At 68.3% G+C, this 3,866-nt stretch carries 2 protein-coding genes; both read right to left on the bottom strand.

Features of this window, described 5'->3' with window-relative positions; all coding sequences use genetic code 11:
- Nucleotides 1-82: 82 nt before the first annotated feature.
- On the bottom strand, nt 83-1,360 hold the full coding sequence (locus IRZ30_RS16190; RefSeq protein WP_294086639.1) for a hypothetical protein: 1,278 nt from the start codon (nt 1,358-1,360) through the stop codon (nt 83-85).
- 169 nt (nt 1,361-1,529) lie between these two features.
- A partial coding sequence (locus IRZ30_RS16185) for a diguanylate cyclase (RefSeq protein WP_294086638.1) occupies nt 1,530-3,866 on the bottom strand: 2,337 nt, incomplete at its 5' end.

The following is a 3,866-nucleotide window of genomic DNA, read 5'->3' as shown; positions in this document are numbered from 1 at the left end:
GCGGGTATCGCGCCCCGCGGGTATAGGTGTGCGCCTGGGGGTGGGCGGGGGCGTGGAGTGATCAGGCGTGGTGCGCTTGAGATCACTCGGGTGGGGGTGGGAACAGATCCAGACCGAACCCGTCGGCTTCGGGCCACTCCAGTTCCGGCCAGTCCTGCCCCTCGGGCGGGTAGCGCAGGGTGATCCGTACCTTGCCGTCGGGAACGTCGACATACGGCCGGAAAATGAGCGGCTCCGGGCCTTCCATCACCGCCAGTTCATCCTGGAACCGGCTGGTGAAACGGGCCAGACCGCCGAGCACGAGCGTGAACGCTACGGCTTCGCGCTCGGTCAACGGTCGCGCTTCCAGGGACCCCGTGGTTACCCGGTGGAATGCCGGGATCATGGATTGGTTGGCGAGCTTGAGCCCGTGCTCATGGATCCACTCGACATAGGTGGGGTCGACCCCATCGGCTGTGTCATAGAAGCAGATGAGGCTGTCACGGATGACGTCGGCGGGAGTGGTGCCGGGGGCGTAGGTAGGCGGCAGCATGTCGCGCACCATCTCGCGGACGACCTCGGGCGGCAGCTCGTCCAGCGGGGCACCGAGCTCGCGCATCATGGCGATGGCTTCGTCGACCATGTCGTCGTCCGCCAACGAGGACTCTCCGACGCGTACCAGGGCCTCCAAATCGTCCAGCGAAAAGTAGCAGGCGACGCCCATGGTCAACCCGGCGCCGCCGAGGACGCTGGCGTAGACGCGCTCGACTCCCGGTGCGGGGCCGTACTCACCGAGGTCGATGACGACAGGTGGGAAGTCGGGGAAGAACTCCCACGGGGCTTGCCGGGCACAGCGCGCGGCCGCCTGGTAGAGCGGGCGGAGGACTCGGTCCGGGACGTCCCACGTGAAGGGTTCCGGTGGTCCCTGGCTCAGGTCCGCGTCCATGGCGTCCGCGAGCGCGTTGTACGCTTCTTCGAACAGCGGCAGGTGCTCTGCCAACTCGACCGGAACATCGGCCGGGGCGAGTAGGGTCTCTGCCGCCGCAGCCAGCTCCGGATCGTCGACGACCACTTTGGCCGGGCGGCCGCGCTGCGGTGCGTGGCCGGCCAGAGGCTCGTTCGGGGAGTGCATCGCCTCGACCAGGACGTCCAGTGCCTGGCTACGCCCGTCGTCGGCTGTCTCCTTCGGGCTGATCAGCCGGCTCGCACGGACGTAGCCGGTCCCGGCATCGACCCAGATCGCGACGAACGGCTGGAGCGCCTCGCCGCCTTCGCGGAACCAGACGCCCAGCGGCCGGACGCCACCCTCGATGACGAGGCCCGGTCGACGGGGAAGCTGGGTCAGGCGCTTGGTAACGGCCTGTTGCTTGGGTTGTGGCATTCGGGAGCCTCACTTCCTGATTCGGATCGCGGATGAGGGTGGCCCAGGGGAAACACTCAAGCGGCCGCAACGGCGTGGGAATGACAGCGCCTCAGTGCGCCGACGTGTCCATGATGGGTGCAGAATCCCTGCCGCGCAACCCCAATGTACGGGTGTTGCGCCCGAGGGTCTAGCCGGCGTAGAGGGTCCACGACCGCGGGACCGTCGGCCGCGCGGCCTTGTGCCGATACATGCGCTGATCGGCCACGGTGATCAGCTCAACGGGCCGGTCACCGTCGCTGGGGTACGCAGCCGCGCCGAGCGAGATCGACGGCAGCGGCAGTGTCCGGCCGTTTGCCTCGAAGGTACCGGAGGCGATGGCCTCGATGAGGCGGTCGCCGAAGCGCACGGCCTCGGCGTGGTCCATGCCGGGGAGGATGATGGCGAACTCATCGCCGCCGCAGCGCGCGACCGTGTCCTGGCGGCGGCACTCATGCCGCAGGGTCGCGGCGATCGCCCGCAGGGCGGCGTCGCCGGTAATGTGGCCGTGGGTGTCGTTGGTGGCCTTCAACCCGTCGACATCGATCATGATGACCGCGAGCGGCTCGTTGTTGGCCTGTGCGGCATTGAGCGCCTCCTCCAGCCGCTCGTAGAGCGTCCGGTGGTTCGCGACGCCGGTCAGGCTGTCGAGCATGGCGCTGCGCTTGACCTGGTCGTGCAGTTGCGCCACCTCGATGACCTGCGCCAGTTGCTGGGCGATGATCGTCAGGAGCGCCTCGTCGTTCTCGGTGAAGACACCGACGCGGCGGCTCTCGACGCTGATCACCCCGATGGTGCGCCCGTCGATCGCGAGCGGCACGGCCAGCGCCGAGCGCATCGGCGAGGACGCCATATTCATGGTGCGGACGTCGTTGTGGGTATCGGCGACACGGGCTGGCGTCTGGTAGCGCGCCACCCAGCCCACCAGCCCCTGACCGGCAGGAACGCGGACCCCGGTGACGGCGCCCGGCCCCGGTGATTGCCCGAGGAGATCGCCCGTCTCCGGGTCGACCAGGTAGAGCTCCAGGTGACCTACGCCGATCTCGCGGCGGAGCAGATCGGTGACGTCGGTGATGAAGGCGCTGAGGTCCGTGACGCCACCGATCATCTGAGCGACCTTGTAGACGATGTGCATCGCCCGGGCGTCGACCGCGGTGATGCGCCCGGCCATCGGATCGCGGTTCGGCAGCGCCACCGGAGAGACGGTCTGCTGTGGATGCTCCGGCCAGTCGCCCCGGTCGAGCGTCCGCAAGAAGGCGGCGACGACGCGCGGGTTGAACTGGGTGCCGCTACAGCGCAGGATCTCAGCTCGCGCCCGCTCGCGCCCCGGCGCTTTGCGGTACGGCCGGTCGGTCGTCATGGTGTCGTAGGTGTCCGCGACGGCGATGATCGCCGCGCCGAGCGGGATGTCGTCGCCGCTCAAACCGTCCGGATAGCCGCTGCCGTCGTACCACTCATGGTGGTGCCGCACCAGGGGCACCAGCGGCATCAGGGCGAGGTTGTCCGCAAGGATCTTCGCGCCGAGGGCCGCGTGCTCCATGATCAACGCGCGCTCGTCGGGATCGAGACGTCCGGGCTTCTGCAGCACCAGGTCGGGCACGCCGATCTTGCCGATGTCGTGCAGGAGGCCGGCCAGCTCGATCGTCTCGACTTCAAGCTGCGGCAGGCCCAACTCGACGGCGATGGCGCGGGCGTAGGCCGCCACGCGCTCGGAGTGACCGCGCGTGTAGGAATCCTTGGCGTCGACCGTCGCCGCCAGCGTGCGGATACCCGAGAGGTAGAGATCGCGCATACGGCCGTAGAGCTGGGCGTTCTCGGTCGCGATGGCGAGCTGGTTGGCCACGGTGCTGAGCAGCGCCTGGTCCTCGCTGGTGTAGGGCAGGTCCACCCGCTTCGGGCCCAGCGTCAGCAGCGCCACCGCCTGCCCCTTGTTGATCAACGGCACGATCAGGGCTGCGTCGGCCGGGTCCACGTCCAGGTTCTGCACCGGACCCTCCGCCTCCCGCACGGCCTCCACCACCGAGTGGTGCGGGCCGAGGGTCTGGTCTTCCGAATCGGGCTCGATGCCGACCCAGGTCCAGAGGTGGTAGGAGCGCATCGCCGGGTCGTACAGGTAGAGCCGGACGTGGGTAGCGCCCATCGTCTGGGAAATCAACTGCACGGTTGAGTCGGCCAGCTCATCCGGATCGAGGATGCCGTTCATGCGCTGGCTGAACTCCAGGAGTTGCTGGCGGTAGTCGTAGCTGCGCCGGTCGAACAGCCGGTCGATCTGGCGCTGCACCGCATGGCGCAGGCGATCGCCACCGAGCGCGAAGACTGCGCTCATGATCGCCACTGCGACGATGCTGCTGGCTCCGGTCTGGTCCTTGACGAACAGCGTAGCCGCGAACAGGAGCAGCGCGTACGCGCCGGTGATGAGTGCCACCAGGGTCGAATAGACCACCCCGCGCCGGATATACAGCCGCAAGTCCATGATCTGATAGCGCAG

This window comes from Sphaerobacter sp., from assembly GCF_019683595.1.
In the GTDB taxonomy this organism is placed as follows: domain Bacteria; phylum Chloroflexota; class Chloroflexia; order Thermomicrobiales; family Thermomicrobiaceae; genus Sphaerobacter.
The sequence above is the reverse complement of the archived record's forward strand: the minus strand, read 5'-3'. Positions and strand labels throughout refer to the sequence as shown.